This window comes from Pseudomonas sp. DTU_2021_1001937_2_SI_NGA_ILE_001 (assembly GCF_032463525.1).
Taxonomy (GTDB): Bacteria; Pseudomonadota; Gammaproteobacteria; order Pseudomonadales; family Pseudomonadaceae; genus Aquipseudomonas.
Window position 1 is genome coordinate 5,173,319 of record NZ_CP135971.1, and the last position, 16,886, is coordinate 5,190,204.

At 64.5% G+C, this 16,886-nt stretch carries 16 protein-coding genes; 12 read left to right on the top strand and 4 right to left on the bottom strand.

Annotated features, from left to right (window positions below; all coding sequences use genetic code 11):
- Positions 1 to 2: 2 nt before the first annotated feature.
- Complete coding sequence (locus RRX38_RS22720) at positions 3 to 728, bottom strand: oligogalacturonate-specific porin KdgM family protein (RefSeq protein WP_295470506.1); 726 nt, start codon at positions 726 to 728, stop codon at positions 3 to 5.
- Positions 729 to 1,081: 353 nt separating this feature from the next.
- Between RRX38_RS22720 and RRX38_RS22725 the strand changes: the two genes are divergently transcribed.
- The 9 genes from RRX38_RS22725 (at position 1,082) to RRX38_RS22765 (ending at position 11,624) form a co-directional block, all read left to right on the top strand.
- Positions 1,082 to 2,236 carry a mandelate racemase family protein gene (locus tag RRX38_RS22725; RefSeq protein WP_295470507.1) on the top strand — a complete coding sequence of 385 codons (1,155 nt, stop codon included), beginning with the start codon at positions 1,082 to 1,084 and terminating at the stop codon, positions 2,234 to 2,236.
- A 69-nt stretch (positions 2,237 to 2,305) separates the two neighbouring features.
- Positions 2,306 to 3,916: an ABC transporter substrate-binding protein gene (locus tag RRX38_RS22730; protein WP_315960743.1), complete on the top strand. Its 1,611-nt coding sequence runs from the start codon at positions 2,306 to 2,308 to the stop codon at positions 3,914 to 3,916.
- Between the two features lie 64 nt (positions 3,917 to 3,980).
- On the top strand, positions 3,981 to 5,018 hold the full coding sequence (locus tag RRX38_RS22735) for an ABC transporter permease (RefSeq protein ID WP_315960744.1): 1,038 nt from the start codon (positions 3,981 to 3,983) through the stop codon (positions 5,016 to 5,018).
- A 51-nt stretch (positions 5,019 to 5,069) separates the two neighbouring features.
- Positions 5,070 to 6,680 (top strand): ABC transporter substrate-binding protein, encoded by a 1,611-nt coding sequence (locus RRX38_RS22740; protein WP_315960745.1) that lies wholly within the window; start codon positions 5,070 to 5,072, stop codon positions 6,678 to 6,680.
- A gap of 62 nt (positions 6,681 to 6,742) precedes the next feature.
- Complete coding sequence (locus RRX38_RS22745; RefSeq protein ID WP_295470514.1) at positions 6,743 to 7,660, top strand: ABC transporter permease; 918 nt, start codon at positions 6,743 to 6,745, stop codon at positions 7,658 to 7,660.
- An 11-nt stretch (positions 7,661 to 7,671) separates the two neighbouring features.
- The gene (locus tag RRX38_RS22750) at positions 7,672 to 8,511 is read left to right on the top strand and encodes an ABC transporter ATP-binding protein (protein ID WP_295470515.1); all 840 of its coding nucleotides are present in this window, start codon (positions 7,672 to 7,674) and stop codon (positions 8,509 to 8,511) included.
- Between the two features lie 11 nt (positions 8,512 to 8,522).
- Positions 8,523 to 9,296 (top strand): ABC transporter ATP-binding protein, encoded by a 774-nt coding sequence (locus RRX38_RS22755; protein WP_295470516.1) that lies wholly within the window; start codon positions 8,523 to 8,525, stop codon positions 9,294 to 9,296.
- Positions 9,297 to 9,378: 82 nt separating this feature from the next.
- Complete coding sequence (locus RRX38_RS22760; protein ID WP_315960746.1) at positions 9,379 to 9,747, top strand: 5-carboxymethyl-2-hydroxymuconate Delta-isomerase; 369 nt, start codon at positions 9,379 to 9,381, stop codon at positions 9,745 to 9,747.
- 56 nt (positions 9,748 to 9,803) lie between these two features.
- Positions 9,804 to 11,624 (top strand): glycosyl hydrolase family 28 protein, encoded by a 1,821-nt coding sequence (locus tag RRX38_RS22765; protein WP_410524847.1) that lies wholly within the window; start codon positions 9,804 to 9,806, stop codon positions 11,622 to 11,624.
- A 13-nt stretch (positions 11,625 to 11,637) separates the two neighbouring features.
- Here the strand turns inward: RRX38_RS22765 and RRX38_RS22770 are convergent, their stop codons facing one another.
- The gene (locus RRX38_RS22770; protein ID WP_295470519.1) at positions 11,638 to 12,381 is read right to left on the bottom strand and encodes a FadR/GntR family transcriptional regulator; all 744 of its coding nucleotides are present in this window, start codon (positions 12,379 to 12,381) and stop codon (positions 11,638 to 11,640) included.
- Between the two features lie 98 nt (positions 12,382 to 12,479).
- Between RRX38_RS22770 and RRX38_RS22775 the strand changes: the two genes are divergently transcribed.
- Positions 12,480 to 13,187, top strand: a complete 708-nt coding sequence (locus RRX38_RS22775) for a FadR/GntR family transcriptional regulator (RefSeq protein ID WP_315960747.1) — start codon at positions 12,480 to 12,482, stop codon at positions 13,185 to 13,187.
- On the opposite strand, the gene RRX38_RS22780 is transcribed toward RRX38_RS22775, so the two are convergent.
- Positions 13,169 to 14,305 (bottom strand): M50 family metallopeptidase, encoded by a 1,137-nt coding sequence (locus tag RRX38_RS22780; protein WP_315960748.1) that lies wholly within the window; start codon positions 14,303 to 14,305, stop codon positions 13,169 to 13,171. The genes RRX38_RS22775 and RRX38_RS22780 overlap by 19 nt on opposite strands.
- 57 nt (positions 14,306 to 14,362) lie before the next feature.
- Positions 14,363 to 14,842 (bottom strand): Lrp/AsnC family transcriptional regulator, encoded by a 480-nt coding sequence (locus RRX38_RS22785; RefSeq protein WP_295470524.1) that lies wholly within the window; start codon positions 14,840 to 14,842, stop codon positions 14,363 to 14,365.
- A 139-nt stretch (positions 14,843 to 14,981) separates the two neighbouring features.
- Between RRX38_RS22785 and kynB the strand changes: the two genes are divergently transcribed.
- On the top strand, positions 14,982 to 15,623 hold the full coding sequence (gene kynB, locus RRX38_RS22790; RefSeq protein WP_295470525.1) for an arylformamidase: 642 nt from the start codon (positions 14,982 to 14,984) through the stop codon (positions 15,621 to 15,623).
- 5 nt (positions 15,624 to 15,628) lie between these two features.
- Positions 15,629 to 16,879 carry a kynureninase gene (kynU, locus tag RRX38_RS22795; RefSeq protein WP_315960749.1) on the top strand — a complete coding sequence of 417 codons (1,251 nt, stop codon included), beginning with the start codon at positions 15,629 to 15,631 and terminating at the stop codon, positions 16,877 to 16,879.
- Positions 16,880 to 16,886 lie beyond the last annotated feature (7 nt).

The window sequence follows — 16,886 nt, forward strand, 5'->3', positions numbered from 1 at the left end:
TGTCACAGGAAGTTGTACTGGATGCCGATCCGCCAGCGGGCCTGGCGATCGTCGGTGGTGGAGTTGACCTTGATGTCGCCCACCTCCATGAAGGGCGACCACTGCTTGTTGAGCCTGTACTTGACGATCAGGTTCTGCTCGTAGTCGCTCTTCTTGTTGTCGTAGCGGATGTAGTCTGTCTCGAAATGGATGTACTGGTATTCGAATGCCCATGGGCCCTGGGGCGTATAGCCCAGCCAGCCTTCCAGTCGCGTGGTGTTCTGGTTGTCCTTGGCGCGGTCATCCTTGCTGCGGTCGATCAGGTCGCGGTCGAGACTCCGGGCGTCCTGGCGTACACGTGTGGCGACGTACCAGGTGTCGGAGATCTTGTAGCTGTACTTGAGACCGAACTTGTAGGTGGTGGCGTCCTTGGAGCTGTCCATCTGGAAGGCTGGAGTCAGCGTCGACTGGGGGCTCAACTTGTAGTTGTAGTCCACCGTGAATTCATGGCCGTTGTTGACCATGTTGTCGTACGCGACGTCTTCGCGGTCGCCCGCGGTCTTGTATTTGATCTCGGCGGCGAACCCCAGACCGCTGTCCATGCGGTAGCTGAGCTTGATCCGGTCGGAGTGCATGCTGTCGTCTTCGGTGAAGCCGTGGCGGTAGTTGATGCTCGCGGAATCCGCGCAGGCATAGAAAGACAGGCTGAGGGTGCTGACAGCGATGAGGCTGCGAAGTGTTGTGTTCATGCGATCTTCTTTTTTGTTGTTGTTGAGGACGTTATGAGACAGAGCGGCGAGTCGGGCGGTTGTAGGTCTTCTCCGTGGGAAATTTCGCGATAAGTTATCGTACAACCATGGGGTTGTCTACGATTTCTTGAGATGTTGTCATACCACGTGAAGAATGGCTCTATTTAGCGTGTTTTGTGGGTTTTGTTTGGTTTGGCTGGGACGAGTGACCACTGGTTGGCCACATTTTTGTGCGTGAGAGGGCGTTTTTGAAAAGTTTGCGAGGGGCGCTTTTCAAAAGTTGTATGATGACGTAGGATCCGTCGCAGAGCGTGACACACCCGCCACAAATCCAAGAAAAAGGCTCAATGTCCATGATCATCACTGCTGTGAACGTCCAGATCTTCTCCTACCCCACGCGTCGTGCAGTCGACAGCGCCGGGCATGCCCACCCCGGCGATGTCACCCAGGCCAGGATGGCCCTGCTGCGTATCCGCACCGAATGCGGCAACGAAGGCTACGCACTGGGTGCGCCGGAGCTGATTCGCCCCTACGTGCTGGATAACTTCGTGCGCAAGGTGCTGGTGGGCGCCAATGCCTTCGATCGCGAAAGGATCTGGCACGACCTGGCGCACTGGCAGCGCGGCAGCGCCAGCCAACTGACCGATCGCGCTCTGGCGCTGGTCGAACAAGCCTTGTGGGACTGGGCCGGGCGCAAGCTCAAGCTGCCGGTCTACAAGTTGATCGGGGGCTACCGCGACAAGGTGCCGGCTTACGGTTCGACCATGTGTGGCGACGAGCTGCCCGGTGGTCTGTCGACACCGGAGGAGTACGGCCGCTTCGCCGAGACCCTGGTCAAGCGTGGCTACAAGGCCATCAAGCTGCACACCTGGATGCCGCCGGTGTCCTTCGCGCCGAGCGTCAGCATGGACATCAAGGCCTGCGCCGCCGTGCGTGAAGCCGTGGGCCCGGACATCGCACTGATGATCGATGGTTATCACTGGTACAGCCGCACCGAAGCCCTGACCATCGGCCGGGCCCTGGAGAAGCTGAATTTCGCCTGGTTCGAAGAACCGATGATGGAAGACTCGGCCGAGTCTTACGCCTGGCTGGCCAGCCAGCTGGATATCCCGATCCTTGGTCCGGAAAGCCTGGGCGGCAAGCACCTCAGTCGTGCCAGCTGGGTGAAGAACGACGTCTGTGACATCCTGCGTGCCGGCGTGGCCGGTGTCGGCGGCATCGCTCCGTGCCTGAAGGTCGCGCACATGGCCGAGTCGTTCGGCATGGATTGCGAGATCCACGGCAACGGCGCCGCCAACCTGACAGTGGTCGGTGCGATCAAGAACTGCACCTGGTACGAGCGCGGCCTGTTGCACCCGTTCCTGGACTACGACGAGGTGCCGGCCTACCTGAATCGCCTGGTCGACCCGATGGATGCCGACGGTTTCGTGCACCTGTCCGACCAGCCTGGCCTGGGTGAAGACATCAACTTCAACTACGTCGAAACCAACACCCTGGAAAGCTTCTGATTCGTCCATGGCGACACGCGCCAGATGCGTGTCGCCCGAGAGTCCAATAACTATAAAAAGGCTACTCACATGAACGTTATCCCGAAACTCTGGGCGGGCGCCTTTGCCGCATCGCTGGCGTTGACTTCGCTGCCTGCCGCGTTCGCCAAGACGCCTGCCGACCAGCTCATCGTCGGCATGAGCATGATCAACCTGTTGTCTCTCGACCCGGCCGCGGCCACTGGTCTGGACGTCTCCGAGATCAACGCCAACCTGTACGACATGCTGCTGGTTCAGGACGTCAGGCAGCCAGACACCCTGAAACCCGCACTGGCAGAAAGCTGGCAGGTCAGCGATGACCGCAAGACCCTCACCTTCACGCTGCGCAAGGACGTGAAGTTCCAGTCGGGCAACCCGCTCAGTGCGCAGGATGTGGCCTGGTCGCTGCAACGCGTGCTCAAGCTCAACCTGGCCCTGGCCTCGACCTGGAAGGCCTACGGTTTCACCGCCGCCAACGTCGAACAGCACATGCGCGCCACCGACGACTCCACCTTCGTCGTCGAACTGCCGCGCCCCACCGACCCGATGCTGGTGCTCAACACCCTGGCCACCTCGCCCAGTGCGTTCATCCTCGACCGCAAGGAAGTGCTCAAGCACCAGAAGGGCGATGACCTGGGCGCCGCCTGGCTGACCACCCATGCCGCCGGCAGCGGCCCGTTCATCCTCAACGACTGGCGCGCCAACGACGTGCTGCTGATGAGCCGTTTCGAGGGCTACTGGGGCGGGCCGGCCAAGCTCAAGCGCATCGTCATGCGCAACATGACCGAGTCGCAGTCGCTGCGCCTGATGATCGAACGCGGCGACCTCGACCTGGCCAAGGGCATGGCGGCGCCGGACATCGCCGCCCTGGAGAAATCCGACAAGGTACGCGCCGAGACCGTCCAGCGCGGCACGCTCTACTACGTGGCGCTCAGCGTGAAGAGCAAGCCGTTCGACGATGCCCGGGTGCGCAAGGCGGTGCGTTCGCTGATCGACTACCAGGGCATCAACCAGACGGTGATGCCGCACTATGGCCTGCTCAACCAGCGGCCGCTGCCACTGGGCCTGCCTGCACGCCTGGACGATCCCGGCTATACCCTCAACGTCGCCGAGGCCAGGAAGCTGCTGGCTGAAGCCGGCTACCCCGAGGGCTTCAAGACCACCATCCGGGTGCTCACCGAGCCGCCGTTCGTCAACATCGCTTCCAGCCTGCAGGCGACCCTGGCACAGGCCGGCATTCAGGCCAGCCTCATCACCGGCACCGGCAACCAGATCTACGGCGCCATGCGCGATCGCAGTTTCGACATCCTGGTCGGGCGGGGCGGCGGAGGGGCCGAGCGGCATCCGCATTCGAGCCTGCGTACCCTGGTGTACAACCCGGACAACCGTGACGAAGCCCGCCTGAGCAATTTCCAGGGCTGGCGCACCTCGTTCTACAGCCCGGAACTGAACCAGCTGATCGAAACCGCCGAGGTCGAACCCGACAAGGCCCGGCAACGGGCGCAGTACCAGCAGATCCAGGAAAAGCTCGACGAGCAGGTCGGGGCCATCATGCCGGTGTCGCAGATGACCGACACCGTGATGGTCTACCACGACGTGCAGGACTATCAGGGCCACACGGCGGCCACCACTCGTTACAAAGACGTCTACAAGTCGCGTTGAGCGGGCAGGGGCGTGCGCGCCCCTCACGCCCTGGTGACCGATAACGCTTTTTCAGGAGCCTGTTATGTTTGTTTCGACTGCCTCTGCCCTGGGCACCCGCGTATCCGGGACCGCCCGCCGGGCCAGCACCGTCCTGGTGACCTTGCTGGGCCTCTTGGCGCTGACCTTTTTCATCGGCCGGGTGATGCCGCTGGACCCGGTGCTGGCCGTGGTCGGTCCGGACGCCGACAGCTCCACCTACGAGCAGGTGTACCGCTCGATGGGCCTGGACAAGCCGATCTGGGCACAGTTCGGCCTGTACCTCAACGACCTGGCCCACGGTGACTTCGGCAATGCGCTGCTCACCGGCCATCCTGTGCTGGAGGACATCAAGCGCGTCTTCCCCGCCACCATCGAGCTGGCGACCCTGGCCATTCTCTTCGGCATCCTCATCGGCCTGCCACTGGGCGTCGTAGCGGCCAGCAATCAGGGGCGCATCGGCGATCACGTGGCTCGCGTCATCACCCTGTTCGGCTATTCCACGCCGATCTTCTGGGTGGGCATGATGGGCCTGCTGATCTTCTACGCCTGGCTGGGTTGGGCCGGCGGCGCCGGGCGCATCGACCTGGCCTACGACGGTATGGTGACCGAAGTCACCGGGCTGCTGCTGATCGACACCGCGCTGGCCCGCGACTGGGAGGCTTTCTCCAGCGCCCTGCGGCACATCGTGCTGCCTGCGCTGATCCTGGGCCTGAACTCGGTGGCCTATATCAGCCGCATGACCCGCAGTTTCATGCTCGAACAACTCTCGCAGGAGTACATCATCACCGCCCGGGTCAAGGGCCTGTCGCGGCGCCAGGTGGTGTGGGGGCATGCGTTTCGCAACATCCTCGTGCAACTGCTCACGGTGGTCGCGCTGGCCTACGGCTCGCTGCTCGAAGGCGCGGTATTGATCGAGACGGTGTTTGCCTGGCCCGGTTTCGGCCAGTACCTGACCAGCAGCCTGATGCTCGGCGACATGAACGCGGTGATGGGCTGTGTCCTGCTGATCGGCCTGATCTTCGTCGCCCTCAACCTGATCAGTGACGCGCTCTACAAGGTGTTCGACCCACGGACCCGCTGAGCCCCGCGCCAGCCCGAACACACCAATAACTATAAAAAGAAGGACGACTCCATGAAGACTGTATTCCCCTCCCTGCGCATGAGCCTGTTCGGTGCGATGCTGGCTCTGGGGCCGATGGCTGCCGTACAGGCCAAGACCCCGGCTGACCAACTGATCGTCGGCATGAGCATGGTCAACCTGTTCTCCATTGACCCGGCCAACGCGCCCGGCCTGGATGCTTCCGGGATCAACGCCAACCTCTACGACACGCTGATCAAGCGTGACAACGGCAACCCCGACCGGCACCTGCCACAACTGGCCGAGCGCTGGAGCGTCAGCGAAGACGGTACGCAGATCACCTTTCACCTGCGCAGCGACGTCAAGTTCCACTCCGGCAACCCGCTCACGGCCGAAGACGTGGCCTGGTCGTTGTACCGGGTGATGAAACTCAACTTCGGCCTGGCCACCACCTGGAAGGCCTATGGCTACAGTGCCGAGAACATCCAGGGGCTGATCCGTGCCACCGATGCGCACACGCTGGTGATCGACCTGCCGCAGCCGGTCAACCCGCTGCTGGTGATCGATTCCCTGGCCGTATCACCCAGCGCCGTGGTGGTGGATCGCGTGCTGGCGCTCAAGCACGAGAAAAACGGTGACCTCGGTGCTGCCTGGCTGGTCACCAACGAAGCGGGCAGCGGTCCCTTCACCCTGAGCAAATGGAGCGCCAACGACGCGCTGGTGATGACCCGCTTCGACGGCTACTGGGCCGGCGCGGCGAAGATGAAGCGTGTGCTGGTGCGGCACATGACCGAGTCGCAGTCGCTGCGTCTGATGCTCGAACGCGGTGATCTGGACCTGGCCTATGGCATGGCTGCGCCGGACATCAAGGCCATCGAAGGGTCGGACAAGCTGCAGGTGCAGGCTTTGCAGCGCGGCACCATGTACTACGTGGCGATGAGCATGAAACAGCCGGAGTTCGCCAACCAGAAAGTGCGCGAAGCGGTGCGCAGCCTGATCGACTACCAGGGCATCGACGAGCAGGTGATGCCGCACTACGGCAAGCTCAACCAGCAGCCGATGCAACTGGGCCTGGAGGCGCGCCTGCCCGATCCCGGCTATCGCCTGGACGTCGCCAAGGCCAGGACCCTGCTGGCCGAGGCAGGTTACCCGCAGGGCTTCACCACCACCATCCGCACGCTGTCGGAGCCGCCGTTCATCGACATCGCGGCGCGCATGCAGTCGACCCTGGCCGAGGGTGGCATCAAGGCGAGCATCGTCACCGGCACCGGCAACCAGGTCTATGGCGCGATGCGCGCCCGCAACTTCGAGATGATCGTGGCCCGCGGTGCGGAGCGATACCCGCATCCGTACTTCAGCCTTCGCACCTTCGTCTACAACCCCGACAACAGCGACAACGCCGGGCTGCCCAACTTCCAGGGCTGGCGCGCCTCGTTCTTCGATCGCCAGCTCAACGACCTGATCGACCGCCTGGGCGTGGAGCGTGACGCCGCCAAGCGCCTGACCCTGTACCACGAAGCGCAGCAGCGCTACGACCAGTTGGCCGGACCGATCATGATCATTTCGCAGATGACCGACACCGCGGTGAGCGCCAGAGACGTCAAGGGCTTCACCGGCGATGACGCCGAGGCGACCCGTTACCTGGGCGTGTACAAACAACGCTGAATCCCGCCGGGCGCGCCTGCGGGCGCTTCCGGTGGCCATGATTCCCCATCGAGAGCATGCCGATGATTGCCAACATGTCTTCTTCCGAATCAGCTGCCAAGCACAAGAACGAACACGCACCGTCCTCCAGCATGGAGGCGCTATACAAGAGCAGCCTGCGGGTGTTCAACCACCTGCTGCGCAACCCCATGACCCTGGCCGGGCTGCTGGTGGCGCTGCTGCTGATCGTGGTCGCCACCTTTGCGCCATGGATCGCCACCCACGACCCGGTGGTCCAGAACCTCGGCGCGGCGCTGCAGGCGCCTGGGGCCGCGCACTGGTTCGGCACCGACGAATACGGCCGCGACATCTTCAGCCGCCTGGTGTATGGCGCACGCATCACCCTGTACATCATCGTGCTGGTGACCGTCATCGTCGGCCCTATCGGGTTGTTCATCGGTACGGTCTCGGGGTACTTCGGCGGTTTCGTCGACACGCTGTTCATGCGCATCACCGACATCTTCATCTCGTTCCCCAGCCTGGTCCTGGCCCTGGCCTTCATCGCCGCCCTCGGCCCTGGCCTGGAGCATGCGGTGGTCGCCATCGCGCTGACCTCCTGGCCGCCGATCGCGCGCCTGGCGCGGGCCGAGACCCTGTCGCTGCGCAAGGCCGACTTCGTGGTGGCGGTGGAGCTGCAGGGCGCCTCGTCGACGCGCATCATCCTGCGCCACATCGTGCCGATGTGCCTGTCGTCGGTGATCATCCGCCTGACCATGAACATGGCCGGCATCATCCTCACCGCCGCCGCCCTGGGCTTTCTCGGCCTGGGCGCGCAGGCGCCGCTGCCGGAGTGGGGCGCGATGATCTCCACCGGTCGCCGCTACATGCTCGAATGCTGGTGGCTGGTCGCCGTGCCGGGGGCCGCGATCATGCTGGTCAGCCTGGCGTTCAACCTGCTGGGCGATGGCCTGCGGGACATCCTCGATCCACGTAGCGAATGACCGGAGGCCCCATGTCCAATCCAAAACTGATCGTCGATTCGCTCAACGTGCGCTTCGTCAACGGCAAGAAAGTCATGCATGCGGTGCGTGACGTGTCCTTCACCCTGGGCCGCGAGAAACTCGCCATCGTCGGCGAGTCCGGTTCGGGCAAGTCGACGGTCGGGCGCAGCCTGCTCAAGCTGCACCCGGCCAGTGCGCAGATCACCGCCAACACCCTGCAGTTCGGCGACGTCGACCTGCTGACCGCCAGCGAAAAGGCCATGCAGAAGATCCGCGGCCAGCGCATCTCGATGATCATGCAAGACCCGAAGTACTCGCTGAACCCGGTGGTGCGTGTCGGCGAGCAGATCGCCGAAGCCTACCTGGCCCACCACAAGGCCAGCCGCAGCGAAGCCCGCGAGCGGGTGCTGCTGATGCTGGAGAAAGTGCACATCCGCGACCCCAAGCGGGTCTATGACCTGTACCCGCACGAAGTCAGCGGCGGCATGGGCCAGCGCATCATGATCGCCATGATGGTGATCACCAACCCGGAAGTGATCATCGCCGACGAGCCCACCTCGGCCCTGGACGTTTCGGTGCGCCAGCAGGTGCTCAACGTGCTCGAAGAGCTGGTGGTCGAGCAGCAACTGGGGCTGATCTTCGTCAGCCACGACCTCAACCTGGTGCGCAACTACTGCGACCGCGTGCTGGTGATGTACGCCGGGCGTGTTGTCGAGTCGCTGGCCGCCAGTGACTTGCATCGCGCCGAACATCCCTATACCCGTGGCCTGCTGGCCGCCTTGCCGAGCATGGACAACCGCCGTCCGCGCCTGCCTGTGCTGCAGCGCGACCCGCTCTGGCTCACCTGCTGAGGAAACTGACCATGTCCATGATCCAAGCCCAATCGTTGAACCTGAGCTTTGGTGTCGGCCCGGCGCTGAACCAGGTGCTGCATGACGTCAACCTGAGTGTCGAGGACGGCGAGTCGTTCGGTCTGGTCGGCGAGTCCGGTTCCGGCAAGACCACCGTGCTGCGCTGCCTGGCCGGTCAGTACCGGCACTGGAGCGGGGCACTGAGCATTGCCGGCGTACCGCTGCAGCACAAGATTCCCAAGGAGCACTTTCGCAAGGTGCAGATGGTCTTCCAGGACCCCTACGGTTCGTTGCATCCACGCCACACCATCGATACCGCGCTGCGCGAGCCGCTGGCCATCCACGGCATGGGCGAGCGCGACGAGCGCATCAACGACATCCTGCACAAGGTCGGCCTCAACGACAGCTTCCGCTATCGATACCCGCACCAGTTGTCCGGCGGTCAGCGCCAGCGCGTGGCCATCGCCCGGGCGCTGATCCTCGAACCCCGGGTGCTGCTGCTCGACGAACCCACTTCGGCCCTCGATGTGTCGGTGCAGGCCGAGATCCTCAACCTGCTGTCCGACCTGCGCCAACGCGAGAAGCTCACCTACCTGATGGTCACCCACGACCTGGGGGTGGTCAGCCACCTGTGCGACAAGGTCGCGGTGATGCAGCACGGGCGTATCGTCGAGCGCCTCGACAGCCAGGCCCTGAGCCAGGACCAGGCGAGCCACGAGTACACCCGCATGCTGGTGCAGGCCAGCCGCGACTTCAGCGCCGAGCCGGTGCGCGCCGCCGTCTGAACACCCCTGTCCCTGTGCGGGGATGGCGTCACGCGCCGGCCCCGCCCATCGGCGGATCGATGACGGTCCGCGAGGAAAGCGTATGCCTCATTGCATCATCGAATGCCCCGCCGGCCTGGCCCGGGCGGTGGGCGAGCAGACCCTGCTGAGCACCGTCCACGACGCCATCGACGCCAGTGGGCTGTTCACCCCCGGTGACATCAAGGTCCGTCTGGCCCTGTACGAACACTACCGCTGCGGCGCCACCCAGGACGATTTCGTCCATGTGACCCTGCAGATTCTCTCGGGGCGCAGTGCGGATCAGCGCCGTGCCCTGGCACTGGACACCGTCGGCGCGCTGGTGGCACGCCTGCCGCAGGTGCAGGCGGTATCGATGGACGTGAGGGGAATGCCGCGCGAGACCTTCGTCAACCGCCGTCATTACCTCGCACACGCCGCCGGGCAAGGCTGAAGCGGATTCGGCCCAACCCCGGTGCGATGACTGGCAACCACAAGGAAAACAACAACATGCCGATAGCAACACCCCTCACTGCATTCCTTGCCAGGCGCGGCCTGGCTGGTTCGATCGTCGCCGCCCTGGCCATGGGCAGCAGCCTGCCGCTCTGGGCACTGGAGGCGCCGGCCAGGCTGCAGGTGCCGACCCTGGCCTTCGATGACCGGCAGATCATCCTGGTCTGGGAAAAGCCCGAAGCCCATGCCGATATCCAGGACTACCACGTCTATGCCAACGGCCAGCGGCTGGGCAGTGCCAATGCCAACAACGACCGGGTGTCGCCAGCCAAGCCCTATATCGACCGCTTCTACGAGCAGGACACGCGCGGCTTTCATCACCGCATCGCCATCCACAGCTACACGGCCGAGGGCCTCACGCCTGACACCGAGTACCGCTTCACCGTGCGTTCGGTCGGCCGTGACGGCAAGGAGTCGGCCGACAGCCCGGTGCTGGTGCAGCGCACCACGCCGGTTCCTGCAGTGTTCGACGTCAGGCGCTACGGCGCCAAGGGCGACGGCAGCACCCTGGATACCGCCGCGATCCAGCGCGCCATCGATGCTTGCACACGCGGTTGCAAGGTGCTGCTGCCGGCTGGCACCTACAAGAGCGGTGCGCTGTACCTCAAGAGCAACATGACCCTGGAGATCGCCGAGGGCGCGACCCTGCTCGGGTCGGAGCGTGCCGAGGACTACCCGCGTGAGGGTTACATTCAATACCCGTATTCGACCACCGTGCGCCCGGCCTCGCTGATCAACGCGCTGCCACGTGACCCGCGCAGCCACCAGGCCTTCGAGAACATCCGCATCGTCGGCAAGGGCACCCTCGACGGCAACGGCTGGAAACGCAATGACGACGTGGTCGACGAGCGCGGCCAGCGCCTGCCGTTCTATCTGCCCAGCGACAACAGCCGCTACCTGCACGACGGGATACTGGCCAAGGCCCAGGTCGAACGTGCGGTGGCTGAAGGCATGAACGTCAAGGATGCCTACGGTCAGATGCGCTCTTCGCTGATTACCCTGCGCGATGTGAAGAACGTCTTCTATGGTGGCTTCACCGTGGTCAACCCGGCGTTCCACGGCATCATGAACCTGGAAACCGAAAACGTGGTGCTGGCCAATACCACCCACAAGACCTATGACGCCAACAATGGTGATGGCATCGAGTTCGCCAACAGCCGTGGCGCGATGGTCTTCAACAACTTCTTCGACACCGGTGACGACTGCGTCAACTTCGCCGCTGGCACCGGCGCCGAGGCGGTGAAGCAGAAACCCCAGGAAGATGCCTGGATCTTCAACAACTACTTCCGCAAGGGCCATGGCATGGTGGTCGCCGGCAGCCATACCGGTGCGTGGATCCAGAACATCCTGGCTGAAGACAACGTCTCGGACGGCACCGATGCCGGGCTGCGCATGAAGAGCACCAACTTCATGGGCGGCGGCGCACGCCATGTCACCTTCCGCGACTCGGCAATCCGCAACACGGTCAAGCAGGCGTTCATCTTCACCCTCGACTACCACGACCCCAACGCCAAGCTCGACTACCAGCGCTCGACCATCGCCGGGCAGTTCCGCGACATTCGGGTCAGCGACGTGAGCGTGGAGAATGCGCGTGGCGCGGCCATCGAGGTCAAGGGTGACAGTGCCCACGACGCCTTTCACCAGGGCCTGGTGTTCGAGCGGGTGCGCTTCAGTGGCCCGGCACAGGCGAAAATCGATGGGTTGAAGGACTCGCGCTTCGACGCGGTGCGCTTCAGCGAAACCGGCGATGTGCAGCCCTGGCAGGTGAAGAACAGCCAGGGCCTGAGTTTCAGCCAGGTGGAACCGGCGGCGCCCTGAGCCGTCCGCGGCCTCACTCGTTGTAGAAGGCCTGGCGCTGCTGGGCCTCGCGCAGGCGAGTGCGGCTGTTGCTCAGGTGCAGGAACATGGCCGCGCGCGCTGCATCCACGTGACGGCTGGCGATGGCGTCGAAGATCTGCTGGTGCTCGGCGTTGATGCCTGCCAGGTAGGTGCTGCGATTGCTCTGGCCGATGTAGGCCGAGTTCATCCGCGTACGCGGAATCAGCTTGGTACCCAGGTGCTTCATGATGTCGATCAGGTAATGGTTGCCCGAGGCCTTGGCGATCTGCAGATGGAACTGGAAGTCGGCGTAGGTGGTGCTGCCGGATTTTTCCGGGCCTTCCAGCAGGGCGTGCAGCGCCTGCTCGACTTCTGCCAGGGCTTCAGGCGTAGCGCGCTCGGCGGCCATGCCGGCGGCCTGCACCTCCAGGCTCAGGCGGAACTCCAGCAGGTCGAGGACGTCGGAGAGCTGCACGATGGTCGCCGGTCCCAGGGCGAAGCCTTCCGGGGCGGGCATGTCGAGAATGAAGGTGCCGACGCCGTGGCGGGTCTCGACCAGCCCGGCCGCCTGCATGCGCGACAGCGCGTCACGCACCACCGTGCGGCTGACGCCTTCGTCCTGCATGATGGTGGCTTCGGTCGGCAGCTTGTCGCCACGCTTGAGAGCGCCATCGCGCATGCGCTGGGCAAAGCGTTCGACCAGGGCTTCGGCGAGCCGGCGAGGTTTGTTGGCAGCTGGGGCGGAGAGGTCCGGCATGGGTATGCTCTGGCTGGTTTGGACAAGGATTATAGTGCGAACGGACGCGAAGCTGCGCTTATACTGCTGACAATTTGATATCTCAATGGATCCTTCCCATGGACAGTTCTCCCCCCGAGCGACGCCTGAGCCTGGCCCAGCAGCTGGTCCTCGATCTGTCGCGTCGAATCCTCGCCGGTGAACTGCCTGCTGGCAGCAAGCTGCCCACCGAGCAGGCACTGACCCAGGAACGCGGGGTCAGCCGCACGGTGGTGCGTGAAGCCATGTCGCGGCTCCAGGCCGAGGGGCTGGTGGAAACCCGGCGCGGCATCGGCACCTTCGTGGTCGATACCACCGGCCCCGGCGCGTTTCAGGTCGGGCGTCATGACCGTGATCCGGCCTACGACGAAGTGGCTTTCATCGAGCTGCGCATGAGCCTTGAAGTGGACGCCGCAGCCATCGCCGCACAGCGCGCCAGCGCCGAGCAGCTGCAGACGCTGCGCACCGCGCTGGACGAGGCCAATGCGCTGCCGCGTATCGCTCAGGACAGCATCGCCACGGACTTCCGCTTTCATCTGCTGATCGTGTTGTGTACAGGCAACAGTTTCTTCATCGATGCCATGACCCACATGAGCAATACCCTCAAGGTCGGCGTGACCCCGCCGCCCGAGCTGGCCGAGGCGCATCGCCAGGCGTGTCGTCGCGAGCGCGAGCAGATCTACACCGCCATCTCGCACCGCGACCCCGACGGGGCCCGCGCGGCGATGCGCCTGCACCTGATCAATTGCCTGCAACGCGTGCGGGTGGCTCAGGCGACGACGGGCTGACCCTCTGCCAGGCGCGTGCGGGCCCGTTCGCGGATCTGTGTTGCCAGTTGCTCCTCCAGTGCCGCATAGCCGCCCGCCACATGGTTGCGCGCCAGTTGCAAGGCCCTGGCCAGATGGCGCTCCATGCTCGGCACATCGCCCTGCAACGCGGCGCGCAGGGCGTCGCAACGCGGTGCCAGGGACGGGGCGAACCAGTCCACATCCCGGTTGCGGCCGTAGGCGTCCAGCGCCGAGGCATCCTGGGTGTAGTAGGCGCGGCTGTAGGCCAGGTCGCGCTGCATGATCGCGATGCTGGTGGCCACGGGCAGCAACTGCTTGCTATGGGCGTCAAGCATCGCTTGCAGCTCGCTGTCCAGTTGCTGGATACCCGGCCAGTCTTCAAGTGCTTGCCGGGCATAGATCTGATAGGAGAGGGCGATCAGCGGCATGGGCATCGGCTGTTCGGCCAGTGCCTGAATGTCTTCGACCGGTAGCCGTTCGGCCGGCACGCCAGCGACGTAATGCGCCAGCAGACGGGTGTAGGCCAGGTCGGCGGCGTTTTCGTCCGGCCGCTGCCACCAGGTCAGCAGCTTGAAACCGTCGCTCTGGCTACGCCCCCAGGTCGGCACCAGGTTGGCCAGGCCCATGCCCAGGTTGATCAGCGCGAAGCCCGGCAGCACGCCGATCAGCGAGCCACCCAGCACGGCGAGGATCAGGCACAGGGCGGCGGCGACCAGGTTGGCCAACGGCCCCATGACGACGAACAGCAACAGCGACTCGCGTACCGGTTGGTCCGGACGCTGCGCGGCGAACACGTAGCCGCTCAGTCCCAGGCTTCGCGGCACGCCCTTCAGGCGCACCCGCAAGCCTCGACGCTGGGGCTGGATCGCCAGGTGGAAGACCTGCACCTGCAACACCGGCATCCCGGCCAGGCGCGCTCCCAACCAGTGCCCGGCTTCGTGGATCAGCGTGGCAAGCATGATCAGCACGGTGACCAGCAGCACGCTGACGAACGGTCCATGCCTGAAGATACCGCCCATGCCCATCAGCACGCCGGCCCAGGCGCAGGCGCCGATGAACAGCGCCACCTGGATCAGCACCATCAGGCGGTTCAAGCCGCGCTTTGCAGTATTGCCCATGGCATGTCTCTCGTGAACGATGCCCAGCAGACCATGGTGGGGCGCCTGGGTTCCGGCTTAGCCCTGGCTCGGCCGCACCAGGTCGAGCAGGTTGTCCCGCGACTTGAGGCTTTGCAGGATGATGTCCGAGCGAATGTCGGTGACCCCCTGGCTGGCGTGCAGGCGGTTGACGATGAAATCGGTGTAGTGCGCCAGGTTGCGCGCGCGCACGCGCAGCAGGTAGTTGCTGGAGCCGGTGACGATGAAGGCGTCGGCCACTTCAGGCCAGTGCTGCACGGCTTCGATGAAGCGTTCGTGCCAGCCGTCCATGTCCTGGCGCACGTTGACACTGACCATCGCCTGCACTTCGATGCCCAGCTTGGCGGTGTCCAGGCGCACGCCGTAGCCGGCGATGATGCCTTCACTTTCCAGGTTGCGCAGGCGACGCAGGCAGGCCGAGGGTGACAGCGCGACTTTTTCCGCCAGGTCCTGGTTGCTCATGCGTCCGTCCTGGCTGAGGCAGGCGAGGATGCGCAGATCGATGCTGTCCAGTTTCATCCTTTGCAGACTCCTTCGTTTTTAACTTGTTGATTAGAATAATCTGCGAATAAATGTCACTCCGGCGCTGAGATTGCAAGAAAATTCTTGGCCCTTGCAGATAAGCTTTTCCCTGCCTGCAAGGGAGCAGAACAACAACATGCCAACGCAAACCGCCTGGTGGGACATCAGCCCGCCCTTGAACACCGACACGCCGACCTGGCCCGGCGACACGCCTTTCCAGGAAGAGCGGGTCTGGGCCTATGGCCCGCAATGTCCGGTCAACGTAGGACGCATCACCCTGTCGCCGCACACTGGCGCGCATGTCGATGCGCCCTTGCACTACAGCCCCGACGGCCTGCCCATCGGTGAGGTGTCACTGGACCTGTACATGGGCCCGTGTCGGGTCATCCATTGCCTGGGCAGCGGTGCGCTGGTAGAGCCGACGGATATCGCCGCGCACTTGCACCAGGTGCCCGAGCGCGTGCTGCTGCGCACTTATCGGCAGGCGCCAGTGAGCCACTGGGACTCTGACTTCACCGCCGTCGCGCCAGCGACCATCGAATTGCTGGCTAGCCATGGCGTACGCCTGATCGGCATCGATACGCCGTCGCTCGACCCCCAGGAATCCAAGACCCTGGACGCTCACCGCACGGTGGAGCGCCAGGCCATGGCGATCCTCGAAGGCATCGTGCTGGATGCGGTGCCCGAGGGTGACTACGAACTGATTGCCTTGCCCCTGCGTTTCTCCCACCTCGATGCCAGCCCGGTGCGCGCCGTACTGCGCCCCCTGAAAGGATGAATGACATGTCTGTACAACAAGAACTGCGCGAGCTTGATCTCGCCGACCCGCTGGCGCCGCTGCGCGACGCATTCGCCTTGCCCGAAGGTGTGGTCTACCTCGACGGCAACTCCCTTGGTGCCCGCCCGCACGCCGCGTTGGCGCGGGCCACGCAGATGATCGAGCAGGAGTGGGGCGAAGGGCTGATCCGCAGCTGGAACACCGCGCAGTGGAGCACCCTGTCGACGCGCCTGGGCGACAAGCTGGCCGGGCTGATCGGCGCAGGGCCTGGCGAAGTGGCGATCACCGACACCACCACGGTGAACCTGTTCAAGATCCTCGCCGCCGGCCTGCGCATCCAGGCCCAGCGCGCGCCGCAGCGCAAGGTGATCCTCTCCGAGCTGCACAACTTCCCGGCTGACCTGTACGTCATCGAAGGCCTCGCCGACCTGCTCGACGAAGGCTATGAACTGCGTCTGATCGACAAGCCCGAAGACCTCGCGGCGCAGCTCAGCGACCAGGTGGCGCTGGTGCTGCTCACCCACGTCAACTACAAGAGCGGCCACATGTACGACATGGCCGCAGTCACCGCGCAGATCCACCAGCACGGCGCACTGGCCCTGTGGGACCTGGCGCATTCGGCCGGTGCGGTACCGGTGGACCTCACCGCTGCCGGGGCGGACTACGCCATCGGCTGCACCTACAAGTACCTCAACGGCGGGCCCGGTGCGCCTGCCTTCGTGTGGGTTTCTCCGGCGCTGTGCGACCAGGTCTGGCAGCCGCTGTCGGGCTGGTGGGGCCACGCCCGGCAGTTCGCCATGGAACCGCACTACGCACCGGCCTCCGGTATCCAGCGCTACCTCTGTGGTACCCAGCCGCTGGTGTCGCTGGGCATGGTCGAGTGCGGCCTGGACATCTTCGCCAAGACCGACATGGTCGCGCTGCGGCGCAAATCCCTGGCGCTGACCGACCTGTTCATCCGCCTGGTGGAAGAGCGCTGCCCGGCGCACCCGCTGACCCTGGTCACCCCGCGTGACCACGCCCAGCGCGGCAGCCATGTGAGCTTCGAACACCCTGAAGGCTATGCCGTGGTGCAGGCGCTGATCGCCCGCGGGGTGATCGGCGACTACCGCGAGCCACGTATCATGCGCTTCGGCTTCACCCCGCTGTACACCTCGTTCCAGGACGTCGGCGCGGCCGTGCAGGCGCTGGTCGAAGTGCTCGACGGCGAAGAATGGCGTCAGCCGCAATACCAGACCCGTCACTCCGTGACCTGAGGAGCCT